General features: G+C 63.6%; 13 protein-coding genes. 4 read left to right on the forward strand and 9 right to left on the reverse strand.

Annotated features, from left to right (window positions below; all coding sequences use genetic code 11):
• Nucleotides 1-2: 2 nt before the first annotated feature.
• The gene (locus ACS5Q0_RS14455) at nt 3-812 is read right to left on the reverse strand and encodes an ion channel (protein ID WP_473127349.1); all 810 of its coding nucleotides are present in this window, start codon (nt 810-812) and stop codon (nt 3-5) included.
• Between the two features lie 130 nt (nt 813-942).
• Here ACS5Q0_RS14455 and ACS5Q0_RS14460 point away from each other — a divergent pair, with 130 nt between their 5' ends.
• On the forward strand, nt 943-1,602 hold the full coding sequence (locus ACS5Q0_RS14460; protein ID WP_473127350.1) for an HAD family hydrolase: 660 nt from the start codon (nt 943-945) through the stop codon (nt 1,600-1,602).
• Nucleotides 1,603-1,610: 8 nt separating this feature from the next.
• Here ACS5Q0_RS14460 and ACS5Q0_RS14465 read toward each other — a convergent pair whose 3' ends face one another.
• On the reverse strand, nt 1,611-2,003 hold the full coding sequence (locus ACS5Q0_RS14465) for a winged helix-turn-helix transcriptional regulator (RefSeq protein WP_473127351.1): 393 nt from the start codon (nt 2,001-2,003) through the stop codon (nt 1,611-1,613).
• 103 nt (nt 2,004-2,106) lie between these two features.
• On the opposite strand from ACS5Q0_RS14465, the gene ACS5Q0_RS14470 reads away from it, so the two are divergent.
• Together ACS5Q0_RS14470 and ACS5Q0_RS14475 are read left to right on the forward strand one after the other, a co-directional pair.
• Complete coding sequence (locus ACS5Q0_RS14470; RefSeq protein WP_473127352.1) at nt 2,107-2,709, forward strand: NADPH-dependent FMN reductase; 603 nt, start codon at nt 2,107-2,109, stop codon at nt 2,707-2,709.
• Between the two features lie 149 nt (nt 2,710-2,858).
• Nucleotides 2,859-3,572, forward strand: a complete 714-nt coding sequence (locus ACS5Q0_RS14475; RefSeq protein WP_473127353.1) for an SH3 domain-containing protein — start codon at nt 2,859-2,861, stop codon at nt 3,570-3,572.
• 59 nt (nt 3,573-3,631) lie between these two features.
• Here the strand turns inward: ACS5Q0_RS14475 and ACS5Q0_RS14480 are convergent, their stop codons facing one another.
• From ACS5Q0_RS14480 to ACS5Q0_RS14500, 5 genes are all read right to left on the reverse strand, one after another.
• Nucleotides 3,632-4,795: an iron-containing alcohol dehydrogenase gene (locus ACS5Q0_RS14480; protein ID WP_473127354.1), complete on the reverse strand. Its 1,164-nt coding sequence runs from the start codon at nt 4,793-4,795 to the stop codon at nt 3,632-3,634.
• Nucleotides 4,796-4,806: 11 nt separating this feature from the next.
• A complete protein-coding gene (locus ACS5Q0_RS14485; protein ID WP_473127355.1) occupies nt 4,807-6,198 on the reverse strand; it encodes an aldehyde dehydrogenase family protein in 1,392 nt (463 codons plus the stop codon).
• Between the two features lie 82 nt (nt 6,199-6,280).
• Nucleotides 6,281-7,693, reverse strand: a complete 1,413-nt coding sequence (locus ACS5Q0_RS14490) for a glutamine synthetase family protein (RefSeq protein ID WP_473127356.1) — start codon at nt 7,691-7,693, stop codon at nt 6,281-6,283.
• Nucleotides 7,694-7,712: 19 nt separating this feature from the next.
• Nucleotides 7,713-9,245 (reverse strand): amino acid permease, encoded by a 1,533-nt coding sequence (locus ACS5Q0_RS14495; protein WP_473127357.1) that lies wholly within the window; start codon nt 9,243-9,245, stop codon nt 7,713-7,715.
• 64 nt (nt 9,246-9,309) lie between these two features.
• Entirely contained in the window at nt 9,310-10,098 is a 789-nt protein-coding gene (locus ACS5Q0_RS14500) for an N-formylglutamate amidohydrolase (protein WP_473127358.1), read from the reverse strand.
• A 137-nt stretch (nt 10,099-10,235) separates the two neighbouring features.
• Here ACS5Q0_RS14500 and ACS5Q0_RS14505 point away from each other — a divergent pair, with 137 nt between their 5' ends.
• Nucleotides 10,236-11,108, forward strand: a complete 873-nt coding sequence (locus ACS5Q0_RS14505) for a MurR/RpiR family transcriptional regulator (protein WP_473127359.1) — start codon at nt 10,236-10,238, stop codon at nt 11,106-11,108.
• 12 nt (nt 11,109-11,120) lie between these two features.
• On the opposite strand, the gene ACS5Q0_RS14510 is transcribed toward ACS5Q0_RS14505, so the two are convergent.
• Both ACS5Q0_RS14510 and ACS5Q0_RS14515 read right to left on the reverse strand, forming a co-directional pair.
• Nucleotides 11,121-12,158: an AbrB family transcriptional regulator gene (locus ACS5Q0_RS14510; RefSeq protein ID WP_473127360.1), complete on the reverse strand. Its 1,038-nt coding sequence runs from the start codon at nt 12,156-12,158 to the stop codon at nt 11,121-11,123.
• A gap of 120 nt (nt 12,159-12,278) precedes the next feature.
• Nucleotides 12,279-13,481 (reverse strand): pyridoxal phosphate-dependent aminotransferase, encoded by a 1,203-nt coding sequence (locus tag ACS5Q0_RS14515; RefSeq protein WP_473127361.1) that lies wholly within the window; start codon nt 13,479-13,481, stop codon nt 12,279-12,281.
• Nucleotides 13,482-13,511 lie beyond the last annotated feature (30 nt).

The raw sequence follows: 13,511 nt of genomic DNA on the forward strand, positions 1-13,511 counted from the left end.
ACCTACACGTCGCCTTCGTCCGGGATGTTGAGGATCGTGCCGCAGGCCTTGCAGTGAACCGCATCCCTGTCATGCCGCTGCAATCCGCAGACGGGACAGGGATAGCGCACCTTGTTGGGCCGCAGGAGAACCTGCACGAGGCGCAGGAACAGCGTGACGCCGCAGATCATGATGATGACCGAGAGCAGGTGCCCCAAAGTGCCCGTGAGCGTGATGTCGCCGAATCCCGTCGTGGTGAGCGCCGCGATGGTGAAGTACAGCGCATCCACGTAATTGCCGATCTCACTGTTGGTCCAGCGCTGCGTCTCGTAGACGAACCCCGTCATGATGAAGATGAAGACGCCGAGATTGACGCTCGCGATGATCACTTCCTCGTTGCGTCGGAAGAAGGGGCTGTCGGCGCGCAGCCGCGCCAGGAGCTGATAGGTCCGCAACAGGCGCATGGTGCGCAGGATGCGCAGGAAGCCGACGCCCTCGCCGACCACAGGGGCAAGGAAGGAGACGATCGCCGCGACATCGGCGAAGGTGGTCGGATGAGCGAGGTCCCGCCATCGGTTCCGGCTGATGGCGATCCGGGCCAGAAAATCGGCCAGCACCCCTAACCCGATCACCACATCGACCCACTCCTCGAGCGGGTAGCGCGGCAGGAAGGATGTGATGACGATGAAAAGGATCGTCGTGACGTCGAAGAGAAGGAGGCCGTAGCGAAAGCGATGAGCTTCCGGAGCATCGCTTTCGTAAAGAAACCTGAGCCGCTCGACGAGCTTCCAGCGGGACTTTCCGCCGGCTTTTCGGGAGGACGCATGACTCATCGGACGATCGTGCTTTCTTTCAGAACAGGGACCCCGACACTATCTATATGGCAGACTTGCAATTCTAACAGGGTGTCATTCGAGCCGAAGCGGTTTACTGGTGCCCCATCGACCCATCCGAGATGAACGAATGCTCAAAGCTCTGATTTTCGACATGGATGGCACTCTGGTGCACAGCGATCCCGTCCATCTGCGCGCCTTCGCCGAGGTTCTCAGCTCTGAGGGCGTGACGATCGACGAGCATGTCTATCGCTCCACGATCATCGGCCGCACCAATGAAGCCATCTTCGCCTCTCTCCTCCCCCACCGGCCCGCCGAAGAGCACGTAGCCTTCGCCGATGAGAAGGAGGCGACCTTCCGCCGCCTGGCCCTCGACCTGAAGCCCCTGGATGGCCTCGTCGAACTCCTCGATTGGGCGGATGAGCGGGGGATCGGGGTTGCGCTCGTCACCAATGCCCCCCGGCTCAATGCGGAGCACATGCTGGACGTTCTGGGGGTCAAGGAACGTTTTCCCGTCCAGATCACCATCGATCAGGTGGAGCGTGGGAAACCCGACCCCCTGCCCTATCTGACCGCCCTGGAGCGGCTCGGCGTCCGCGCGGACGAGGCCATCGCCTTCGAGGATTCCCCATCCGGCATGAAGGCCGCCAAGGCTGCAGGGCTCTTCTCCTTCGGCGTGCTCACCGGCCTGACCGCGCAGGAAATGCGGGATGTGGGGGCGGACGCCGCCATCGAGGATTTTCACGCCTCCGCGCTATGGAACGTGCTCAACAGCAAAGCGGCGGCCTGAGCTGCGCCTCAGGCGGCATCCGGCTGGGAAGCGGCGCCCGCCGCTTCATCGAAGCGTCGGCGCGCCTTCAGAATCTGATCCCGGTTCTCGATGGCCCATGAGCCGAGGGCCCTCACAGTCTTGAGCAGGCTGCAACCCAGCTCTGTGAGCCGGTACTCCACCCGGGGCGGGATCGTGGGATAGACCGTGCGCGTGACGAGCCCGTCGCGCTCCAGACCGCGCAAGGTCAGGGTCAGCATCCGCTGCGAAATTCCACCGACGACGCGGCGTAACTCATTGAATCTCTTAGGGCCGCTCCCAAGCTGCACCACGACCTGGACGCTCCACTTGTCGCCGACGCGGGAGAGGATCTCCGTGACCGTATGACAATCGGTGGGCACATGGATGTGACTGGGTGACATGAAAGTGCCTCCTTGCACAAGGCCCACCAAGTTACCTAATGAGCCCTGGTTACGTAAGGGAACTTAAGGTCTGTTCCCGTCTGTTGCAAATTCAGGATTCAAGATGACGCTCAAGCTCCACACCATCGTGGCCAGCACGCGCCCCGGCCGCGTCGGCCCCGGCATCGCGCAATGGTTCAACGAGTTCGCCGCCCAGCATGGCAAGTTCGACCCTGTTCTGGTGGATCTGGCCGATTTCAACCTGCCCGTTTTCGACGAACCCGAGCATCCGCGCCTGAGGAACTATCACCATGCCCACACCAGGGCCTGGAGCGAGAGCGTGGCTTCCGCCGACGCCTTCGTCTTCGTGACGCCCGAATACAATTACGGGCCGCCGCCTTCGCTTCTGAACGCCCTCAACTACCTGGCGCTCGAATGGAACTACACGCCCGCGGGCTTCGTGAGCTATGGCGGCATTTCGGGCGGCATGCGCGCCGTGCAGGTCACCAAGCAGATCCTCACCACGTTCAAGATGATGCCGATCCCGGAAGGCGTGCCGATGCCGATGGTGTTCCAGAACCTGGAAAACGGGCAGTTGAAGCCCGCCGACATCTACAAGACCTCGGCCGCGACGATGCTGGACGAACTGCACAAATGGGCCGAAAGCCTCAAAGCCCTTCGCACGCAGCACAAGGCGTCGCTGCAGGTAAAGGCAAAGGCTGCGTAATCAACCGGTACGCGTTTCAAGCGTGGGAGCGCCGCTATTCATCATAGCGGTGCTCATTCCTTTGAGAGCCGTCTAACAGGAGTGGAGCACTCCCAACGCATGCCGGCATGCAACTTGTCAACATAATGATACTTTATTACAATGTCTGAATGGCGGCTAAACTGAAAGCCTACACGTTAGGAATCTCCCTCTTTCTCTCGGCGGTTGCCGTTCATGGCAAGGAGCGACAGCTTCTGGAGCCGGCGCAAATGCCCGCTGCGGTTGCGCACGCTCCAGGCTACAACCCTGGCATTCATTTGTGCTGGCTGGGCGCTTATTCGACGGACACGGATCCGAAGGGAACGAACATCAGAGCGGCTCCCAGTCGCCATGCTCCTGTTATCGGCACAATTCCGGGCGAGCGCGCAGAGGCTGGCACGAACATCGGCCCTGAGTTTCGGGTGATTGGCTCCGTCAAGGGCTGGCTCCTCATTATCAATGCCTTCTGGGCAGGCTATGACCTCGACGAGAAACAGCTCTTTGAAGGCCCTGGCTGGATCGCGGCAAGCCTCGCGCGCTTTGCACCAGAAGATCCGTGGCTTCGCTCTGCCCCAAAAGCCGATGCACCGACGGTTATGGAGTTGGTGTCAGCCCCAGACGCAGATTCCGCTTGGGGGCCGAGCGAGATCGTCATCAGGCGCATTTATAGCTGCAGTGGCTCCTTCATCGATGTGGATCTGGAAACGCCGGATGGACGTAAGGCGCGAGGTTGGGTGAGCGGCGCGTGCGCGAACCAAGTCACCACATGCAGCGGCGGAAAACCCTACATCGAAGAGCGTCAGGGAAAGCTCATCGAGGTCGAAGCGTCACATACCGCTCAATAAAGCGAGAGCAAAAAGGGAGAGGCAAGCCTCTCCCTTCGCATGCATTCTATCGCTCGATCTCAGAGCCGTCCGGACAGCGCATCCTCGAAGAGCTTGCGGGCGCTCTCCTTGGTGATCGGCACGGGATTGCCGCCAGCGGTGGGATCGTTGAGCGCCATCTCCGACATTTCGTCGAAGCGGGCGCTGTCGACCTTCAAGCCCTCCAGCGTATGCGGCACGCCGAGATCCTTGCGCAGCTGCAGCACCCAATCGAGGAAAGCCTGGAAGGACGGCTGAAGGCCGATATAGGCGGCCAGCCGCTCGATCCTCTTTTCGATGGCCTGGCGATTATAGATCAGCACGTAAGGCATGAAGACCGCGTTGGTCAGGCCGTGATGCGTATCGTAGAGAGCACCGGTCGGATGCGAGAGCGCGTGGATCGCGCCGAGCCCCTTCTGGAAAGCGGTGGCCCCCATGGCGGCGGCGGACATCATCTGCGCGCGGGCTTCGATGTCCTTGCCGTCCCGATAGGCGCGCGGCAGGTATTCCTTCACGAGGCGGATGCCCTCGACAGCGATGCCCTCGGCCATCGGGTGATAGCCCGGCGCGCAATAGGCTTCGATGCAATGGGCGAGCGCATCGAGGCCCGTCCCCGCCGTGATGTGAGGCGGCATGCCGATTGTCAGCTCCGGATCGCAGATCACGATCTTCGGCATCATGAGCGGGTGGAAGATCACCTTCTTGGTGTGGGTCGCCTCCTGAGTGATGACGCCTGCGCGTCCCACTTCCGATCCCGTTCCGGCCGTCGTCGGAACGGCGATGATCGGCAGGATCCCTTTCGGATCCGCGCGGGTCCACCAATCGCCGACATCCTCGAAATCCCACATGGGACGGGTCTGGCCCGCCATGAAGGCGATGACCTTGCCCGCATCGAGCGCCGAGCCGCCGCCGAAAGCAACGACGCCGTCGTGCCTGCCGGAGCGAAGAACCTCGATGCCCCTGTACACGTTCGTCTCGACCGGGTTCGGCTTGACGTCTGAGAAGATCGCAGCCCTCAGGCCTGCGGCGTTGAGCTGGTCAAGCGCAGCCTTCGTCATGGCTTGAGTCGCCAGGAACGGATCCGTGACGATGAGCGGCGCCTGCATGCCCACGGACTTGCAGGCCTCTGCCAGTTCCGAGATACGGCCTGCGCCGAAGCGGATTGCGGTGGGATAGTTCCAGTTGGAGCGCGGAGAAGTGGTCATGATGGCTTCGATCAGATCTGACGGAGGTGGTAGGATTTCGGACGGGTGAGCGACTCGTAGGCAAGGCGCGACAGGCTTGCGCCGCGGCCCGTATCCTTCACGCCGGTCCAGGCGAGAGCGGGATCGAGATAGTCGCAGCGGTTCATGAAGACGGTGCCGGTTTCGAGCTTCTCGCCGATGGCCTCTGCGGCCTCCACATCGGAGGTCCAGATGGCGGCGGAGAGGCCGTAAGGTGAATCGTTCATGAGGCGGATCGCCTCCTCGTCGCCGTTCACCTTCATGATGCCGACGGTGGGGCCGAAACTCTCCTCGCGCATGACGCTCATGCTGTGGTCGACGTTCGTCAGAACCTGGGGCGCGAGATAGGCGGTATTGCCGATATCCGCAGGGAAGTTCTTCGCGTCGATATGCGCCTTCGCGCCCTTCGCCACAGCTTCCACATTGTGCTCGCGCACGAGATCCGCGAAGCGCTTGTGCGCCATCGGGCCGAGCGTGGTCGCATCCTCCAGCGGGTTGCCGAGCACATACTTGTTCACCAGATCGACCGCGCCTTCAACGAAGCGATCATAGTGCCTCTCGTGCACGTAGATCCGCTCGATGCCGCAGCAGCATTGGCCCGAGTTGAAGAACGCACCGTCGACCAGGTTCTCGATGGCATGGTCGAGATTCGCATCCTCGCGCACATAGGCGGGATCCTTGCCGCCGAGTTCCAGGCCGAGCGACGTGAAGGTGCCCGCCGCCGCGCGCTCGATGGCGCGCCCGCCGGTCACCGAGCCCGTGAAGTTGCAATGATCCACGAGGCCGCCGCTCAAGATCCGGCTCGTCTGGTCGTGGCTGAGATGCATGTTCTGGAACAGGCCTTTCGGCATGCCCGCGCGATCCATCGCCATCTGGAAGCGCTCGCCCGCGAGCACCGTCTGGGACGCGTGCTTCAGAAGCACCGCGTTGCCGGCCATGAGCGCCGGCACGATGGTGTTGATGGCCGTGAGATAGGGATAATTCCACGGAGCGACGACCAGCACGAGACCGACCGGCTCGCGCTTGATCATGCGGCGGAAGCCCGGCTTCTCGTCATCGGCGGGAATATCCCGAAGGCTCTTCTCCGCGATGCGGATCATATGGCGCGCGCGCTCTTCGACGCCGCGGAACTCGCCGCCGTAGCGCACCGGGCGGCCCATCATCTGGGCGATCTCCGGCACGACCTCCTGGTTCATGGCGAGCAGCGCATCGAGAAACGCCGAGACTTTGCTCGCGCGCTCGGCCAGCGGCACGTGACGCCATGCTTTCTGCGCGTCGCGGGCAGCGGTGATCGCCGCGTCGATGGCCGCATCGGACATGATGGGGCGGCGGACCAGCTCGCGCCCATCGATCGGTGAAATGCAGACGATATCGGTCTCGGCCATCTGGCCGTCTCCTTCAGAATAGGCCCCCTCCCCTTTAGGGGAGGACAAGGCGCATGACGGCGATGAAAGTTTTACAGGATTCCTAGATGATTTCGAAGTAGCGGGCGAGCTGCCAGTCGGTAATGGCCTTTCGGGCCTCCCTCTCCTCCCATTCGCGCGTCGCCGCGTAATGATCGACGAAGGTGTCGCCGAAAAGCTGGCGCGCGGCCTGTGAATTCTTCAGCCTCTCAGCGGCCTCACCCAAGGAACGCGGCAGAGCGCGCTCCTTGGGGTGCTCCACCGCATAGGCGTTCCCTTCGATCGGCTCGCCCGGATCGACGCGGTTCTCGATGCCCCAGAGGCCGGAGCCGATGGCGGCGGCGAGGGCGATATAGGGGTTGATGTCCGCGGCGGCGACCCGGTACTCCACGCGCTGGGACTTCTCCGAGCCTGGGATGACGCGCAGCGCCGTGGTGCGGTTCTCCACGCCCCAGGCGGAATCGGTGGGCGCCCAGAAACCCGGAATGAGGCGGGTATAGCTGTTCACCGTCGACGCCACCATGGCGAGGATCTCGGGCATCAGCTTCTGCTGACCGCCCACATACCAGCGCATGATGTCCGACATGCCGTGCTTGCCGCCCGCATCGTAAAAGGCGCCCTTGCCCGTGCCGAGGTCGCGCAGGGACGAATGCAGATGGCCCGACTGACCGGGCCAGTCGCGGGACCATTTGGCCATGAAGGTGGCCATCCAGCCGCGGTGCTGCGCGAGGATCTTCGTGTAGGTCTTGAACAGGGCCGCCTTGTCGGCCGCGCGCAATGCGTCGTCCACACGGATCGCAGCTTCCAGAACGCCCGGACCGGTTTCCGTGTGCAGGCCCTCGATCTCGAAATCCATCCTGTTCGCGAGGTCGAGAAGCTCGTGATAGAAATCCGCGTGGACGCCGGAGCGCAGCACGGAATAGCCGAAGAAACCCGGCGTGATGTTCTTCAGATTGCGATAATCCTTTTCGCGGACGGAATGAGGCGTTTCCTCGAAGAGGAAGAACTCGAATTCGGCGGCGGCGGAGACGGAAAAGCCCATATCCTCTGCCTTCTTCAGCACCCGCCGCAGGACGCCACGCGGGCAGGCCGGCTCCGCGTATCCCTCGAACTCGGCCAGGAAGAACGGCAGGTCGTTCTCGAAGGGGATGAGGCGCATGGTCTCGGGCAGCACCCGCGCCGTCGCATCCGGGTAGGCCGTGTGCCAGCCGGTCAGGGTCGTGTTGTCGTAAAGTTGATCGTTGGAGTCCCAGCCGAGCACCACGTCGCAGAAGCCGAACCCTTTCTCGAGCGCGGATTCGAACTTGTCGCGGGCCATGTACTTGCCGCGCATGATGCCGTCGACATCGGTCAGGCCGATCTTCACGAAAGGCAAGTCGCGGCTGCGCACGTATTCCATGGCATCGGCGGCGTTCTTAACTCTGGGAGCGGTCATGCTCGAAACCCCATCGAGACGGATGAAGGGAGCGCACATCATGCGCGCTCCCGGACTGCAATCAATAGGACTTGTACTCGGCCTCGCCCTTGGAGACGGCGAACTCTTCTTCCGGCGAGAGGATGAGCTTGTGCCGCCCGTGGATCAGGAAGTATCCCATCATGACCGCGTAGTAGATCGCAACGCCCATGACCGCCGTGCGGAACGCCGCATCGGAAAACTGGAAGACGAGCGTCACGGCGGCGATGATCATGCAGATCACGGCGCCGGCGATACCGAACGGGCTCGAATACGGCCTGTGCAGATGCGGGAACTTCTTCTTGAGCACGATATAGGACATGCCCTGCATGAAGTAGGCCAGCATCGCGCCCGCCACCGCCATGTTGAGGAGCGTGCCGCCGATCAGGGCTCCGCCCGCATCCGCTCCCAGGGAGAACCAGATGATCATCATCACCAAGAGGCCGACGACCGCGCCCGTGATCAGGGCGATGTGCGGCGTCTTTCGTGCGCCATGGGTTACCGACAGGACGCTCGGAAAGTACCCTGCCCGCGAGAGCGAGTAGATCTGACGCCCGAAGGCGAAGATGATGGTGTGAAACGAGGCGATGAGGCCGATCACGGCGATCGCTGCGAGGATCTTCGCAATATCCGTCCCGAACAGGGTGCGGAACCCGTCGAGCAACGGCTCGCCCGACTTGCCGAGGCCCGCAGCGCCCGGCGCAATGCTCGTGTTCAGGAAGAGCACGAGGAACGCGGAGGCGATGAGGGTCAGGATGCCGGCGATGATGCCTTTCGGCATGTCGGCCTGCGGATCGTGCGACTCCTCGGCCGCGAGCGGCAGCTGCTCGATGGCGAGGAACAGCCAGACTGCGAACGGCAGCGAGGCCAGAATGCCGATGACGCCATGGGGGAGGAACGGACCGCCGCCGCTCGGCAGCTCAGCGCCGTCGGCTCCGATGTTCAGGGCCCAGCGCGAGAAGTCGATCTGGCCGGAGAGCAGGACCGACCCGTAAAAGAATGCCAGCACGGCGAGCGCCATCAGGGTGACGGTCACCGTCACTCTGAAGGACAGCTCGACGCCGACGATATTGAGCCCCACGAACAGGGCATAACAGAGGATCCAGTAGACCGGCTGGAAGGCGGGCGCCGTCTCGAAGATCGCCGAGAGGTACGAGCTGATGAAGAACACGATGACGGCCGGCGTCAGCACGAACTCGATGTTCTCCGCGATGCCCGTGATGTATCCCGCCCACGGCCCCATGGAGGTGCGCGCGAAGGAATAGGCGCCGCCCGTATGCGGCAGGGCCGGCGACATCTCCGCGATGGAGAAGGTCAGGCCCAGATACATGACGGCGATGATGATGGTGGCGAAGAACATGGAGCCGAAGCCGTTGGCGAGGCCCAGATTCCAGCCTGAGTAATGGCCTGAGATCACCGCCCCCACGCCGAGCGCCCAAAGCGACCACACGCGCGCATGGCGCTTGAGGCGCCGCGCCTCGAAATAGGTATCATCGACGGTGGTATAGGTGATGCCGGCGCTCTGCGCTCCGGCCGGTGGGGCGTGAACCCCGGAACTTCCCTGTCCGACTGACATAGACTCTTCCTCCACGAATAGTCTGCCTCTCGAACCATGGCGCCTCATGCGCCACGGCAGTCCGTTACAGCGTCCGCGCCCCCTCCCTCAAAAGCGGCGCAAGACGTTGAGCCCACGACGCCTGTCCGTCTTTCGTGCGGATCAGATCATTGCGGATTTCGATCATCAGCGGCGCGAGCCCTCGCCTCTCGGCATGGCGCTCGAGGGTGTGGAACACCCGGTCCGCTGGCGAATAGGGTTCGTTCATGCCCACGACGAGGGCCGGATCGCTGCGCAACCCAGCCTCGACGCTGCGCGCGAAGCGTTCGTCTCGGTTGAAGATGAGGCCGACATGCCATGGGCGCGAGACGCCCCGGTAAACCGGCGTGAACGAGTGAATGGTGACGATGCTGCTCGTCTGCCCTGCGGCGATGCGGGCTTCGACGAAGCGGCTCACCGTGCCATGGAACACGTCGTAGACTTCGCGGACGCGGTAGGCCCGTTCATCCGGATCGAAATTCAGGTTGCCGGGAATGGTCGTGCATTCGCTGAGCGTCGCGATGGAATCGGGCGCCGAGGGATCGCGGTTGAGATCAAGCACCAGGCGCGAGATGCCCGCATGGATCAGCGGCGCATCGAGCCGCTGGGACAGCAACTTCGCCACCCCGATGGCTCCGGGGTCCCAGGCGATATGGCTCTCGAGCTGCTCTGGGGTCAGGCCGAGCGTCCCATAACGGTCAGGAAGGTGCCTCGAAGCGTGCTCGCAGATGAGCAGGATCGGGGAGCGCCCCTGGGGATTCTCCACGAGAGCAACCGGATCCGCGACCGAAACGGCCGCCTTCTTGCCGGTTGTCATCCGACGCGCATGGACCATGCGGCCTCCGTTTGCCCTGCCGGGACAGGTTGGGACCCCTCTTTGAACGTTTAGTACGTTTCTTTCAGGTTTTTCTTGTCTGAAATTTTTGGTACAGCTTTGGCAGGCCGTCAAGGAGGGATTCGTAACATTCCATCATGAAAAGCGACAGCAGCGTCCCTCCCCTGAACCCTCCGAGCCTCGCCGAGCGCGTTCGCCTCGAGATGGATTCCTTTACGCTCAGCGAGAAGCGGGCAGCGCATTTGCTGCTGAGCCATTATCCCTTCGCCGGACTGGACACCGTGGCGGAGTTCGCCACCCGCGCCGGGATTTCCGCGCCGTCCGTCCTGCGATTCGTGAACCGGCTGGGGTTCGGTGGCTTTCCGGAGTTCCAGAAGCACCTGCGAGAGGAACTGGAGGCCCAGCTCCTCTCGCCTCTCGCCAAGGCCGGCCCCTCCGACAGGGCCCAGGGTGCCCCGGCGCTGGCCTCTTTCGCCGAGACCGTGATCGGCAATCTGCGGTCTACGGTGGAGAACATCGCTCCCGCCGAATTCGACGCGGTGGTGGAACTGTTGAGCGATGAGCGGCGCCCGACCCACTTCACGGGCGGGCGCTTCACAGGCGCATTGGCGCGCTATGCGGCGAGTCATTTCCGCATCGTGCGCAGCCATGTGGATTTCGTCGAAGGTCAGTCAGCGATCTGGCGCGACCGGATGATCGAGATCGGCAAGAAGGACGTGATCGTGGCCTTCGACATCCGCCGATACCAGGAGGATGTCACCGCCCTGTGCGAGACGGCCGCGAAGCAGGGCGCGACGGTCGTCCTGCTCACGGATCCCTGGCTCTCGCCGATCGCTCGCGTCGCCCGCCACGTGCTGCCGGCCCATATCGTGGCCCCATCCAACTGGGATTCGTCGGCGGGCCTGCTGCTCATCACGGAGGCGCTCGTGGCCGCCGTGACGAAGCGCCTCTGGAAAACCGCGAAGCCGCGGATGGAGGCGGTCGAGCGGCTGCGAAACGAGCGGCCCTGAATCAGTTCGGGATCAGACGCCTCTTCGCTGCAGCCAGCCGATCAGGACCGGCAGAATCAGCCCGATGCTGAGAAAGCGCACGAGATGGTGGACGCCCACGTAGAGCGGATCGAGGCCGAGAATGAGCGCGAGCACGGTCATGGCCTCCAAGCCGCCGGGCGCAAAGGCGACAAGGCTGTTGGCGAAGCTGACGTCCGCCGCCCAGGCCGCGAGCGCGGAGAAGATCACGGCAACGCCCATGCCGACGGAGAAGGAGCCTAATGCCGCGACGATCGCGCGCCTCAAGGTCGAACGCTGAATATGGCGGAAACGCTCCGCGATGAAGAGGCCGATCAGCACGAGACCGCCGGTTGCGATCTCGGGCGGAATGACGCCGGTGACGAGTTCGGTGCCGTGACTGGCCGAGCTGACGACCATCGAGCCCAGCAGGATCGGAGCGGCGACCTTCAGCCACTTGAAGACAAGACCGAGGGCAAGCCCGCCGAACAGGATGACTGCCAGACCGCCTGGGCTTTCGATGGGCATGCCCTGCCCGATCAGCGCATTCGTGTTGCCCCCTCCCCCGGTCACCACGACGATGCTCGGCAACAGTGCGATCAGCACGAACAGGCGCAGGTTCTGCACGATGGCGACGGAAGGCACATCCGCCTTGCGGTCCGCAGCGACGGCAAGCACCGTCGAGAGTGCGCCGGGCACGGAGGCCAACACGGCATCGGCCGTGCGCCAGCCCGAGACCCGCGTCAGCCAGAGCGTGGACATCCATGAGATGGCCGCGACGCCAAGGACCAGAAGCGCGAGACTGCCCGGATAGCGCCCCATGGCGGCGATGGCGGCTGGGGTGACCCCCGCGCCCATCGCGGCCCCCGAGATGAGCATCGCCGCATCGGAGAGCGCCCGCGGCATGGGGACGGAGTATCCCGACAAGCCCCACAGGGCCGCCGCGATGGCGGCGCCGGACAGCCATGCGGCCGGAACGCCGAGCCAGTAAAAGACAAGGCCGCCGAGACCGGCGATCAGGATCTGAGCGAGGTGAGCAAGAATGAGGGGCATATCGAGAATGAACGGAAGCCTTGAAAGGCCCGTGCGCTCAATGAAGCCCCCCGGCGCTCAGGTCAACCGCCGGATTCGCGGGCGTGGCATGCAAGAACGTGTGACGACAGGTCTTCGCCCTCAGGCGACGAGCTTCGGCAGGGCCGCGCCGATGCGGCTCACCGCCTCCTCCAGATCCTCAGCCTTCCGAAGATAGCAGAGGCGCAGGTATCCCTCGCCCGCATCGCCGAAGGCGTTTCCTGGAGCAAGGCCCACATTCGCCTCGTCGATGAGCCGGAAGGCGATGTCCTTGGAGTTCGTCGCACCCTTGATCTTGAGGAAGGCGTAGAAGGCGCCATTGGGGGGCGGCAGCTCGACGAGACCCGTCTCCGCGAGCCGGCTGACGATGTCGCGGCCCCGCTTGGCCCGCGCGATCTGGTCGGCGAGGAACGCTTCCCCCTGCTCGATGGCGGCAACGCCCGCGCGCTGGATGAAGGTCGGCGTGCCGGAAGTCTGGTACTGGACCAGGTTTTCGACCACCTGTCCCAACTCGGGCGGGGCCTCCAGCCAACCGAGGCGCCACCCGGTCATCGCCCAGTTCTTCGAAAAGGTCTGAACGAAAAGGATGCGGTCCTCCGGCGCCATTACGTCACGGAAGGAAGGCGCTCGCCCGTCAATGTCGAGCGCGGGATCATGGATGAAGCGACCGTAGATCTCATCCGCCACGATCCACAATCCGTGACGGCGCGCCATGTCGAGCACCGTGCGCAGGTCGTCATGGCTTGCCATCCAGCCGGTGGGATTGGACGGGGAGTTCAGGACGACGACGCGGGTGCGCGGTGTGATGGATCGCTCCAGCCGCTCGAAATCGAGGTGCCAGCCCTTCGCGTCGATGGTCATGGGGACAGGAACGGGACGGGCGCCGGCAACCGTGATGGCGCCCGCGAAATTCGGCCATGCGGGGGTCGGGATCAGCACCTCGTCACCCGTGCCGCACACCATGCGGAAAGCGATCTGCATGGCGGGCATGCCGCCGGACGTCACGAAGAAGCGCTCCGGGTCGAAGGCCCTGCGATAGACCTTTTCATGATACTGCGCGATGGCCTGGCGCAGCTCGGGGATGCCGCGCTGATATGTGTAAAAGGTCTCGCCGTCCCGCAGGGAACGGGACGCCGCATCGCAGATGAAGGCCGGCGTCGCGAGATCGCCTTCGCCGACCCAGAGTGGAATGATCCCGGGTCGCCCGCGCCCGTAGGAGAACACGTCCACGATGCCGCTGGTGGGAGCCTGCTGCGCTTCCGGCCGCAGGTTGAAGATCGAGGGAACCGAGACGGATGCGTTCATCTAAGACCGTTCCTTGCCAAACAGGTAACA

Source organism: Microvirga sp. HS2 (assembly GCF_055792805.1).